Below are 588 nucleotides of genomic sequence, written 5' to 3'. Positions count from 1 at the left end.
GGTCGGTTGACATGGACATTCTGATCCCAGCGGCGCTGGAAGGCCAGATCACCCGTCAACGCGCCGAAATCCTCAGCGCCAAGCTGGTGCTGGAAGGGGCTAACGGCCCAACCTTCCCAGAAGCGGACGACATTCTGCGCTCCCGTAACATCACCGTGGTTCCGGACGTTATCTGTAACGCCGGCGGCGTAACGGTCAGTTACTTCGAGTGGGTTCAGGACATGGCGAGCTACTTCTGGAGCGAGTCCGAGATCAACGAGCGTATGGACAAGATCATGACCGACGCGATGGTCCACGTCTGGAACAAGGCCGCAGAGAAAGAGTGCAGCCTGCGCACCGCGGCTTACATCGTGGCTTGTGAGCGCATCCTGACCGCACGTAAAGAGCGCGGCATCTACCCAGGTTGATGCCCGTATCCCGGCCTGCCCCGGCAGGCCGGATTCTCCTCAGCGCAAACAGCGTTTCAACACCTTACCGGTGCTGGTCATCGGCAAGCGTTCCACAAACTCGACGATACGCGGATATTTGAACGCCGCCAGCCTCCCCCTGCTCCAGGCGATCACCGTGTCCCCCTCGATGGGCTCCTCC

Annotated in this window: 2 protein-coding genes; one reads left to right on the top strand and one right to left on the bottom strand. The window is 60.7% G+C overall.

The window, feature by feature from the left end:
- Positions 1–407, top strand: a 407-nt coding sequence (locus IF809_RS38725) for a Glu/Leu/Phe/Val family dehydrogenase (RefSeq protein WP_462840101.1), incomplete at its 5' end; no start/stop codon positions are given.
- A 39-nt stretch (positions 408–446) separates the two neighbouring features.
- On the opposite strand, the gene IF809_RS38720 is transcribed toward IF809_RS38725, so the two are convergent.
- Entirely contained in the window at positions 447–563 is a 117-nt protein-coding gene (locus IF809_RS38720; protein ID WP_462840102.1) for an AMP-binding enzyme, read from the bottom strand.
- Positions 564–588: the final 25 nt, after the last annotated feature.

This window comes from Bradyrhizobium sp. UFLA06-24, assembly GCF_054967145.1.
This window is presented reverse-complemented; position numbering and strand designations above follow the sequence as displayed.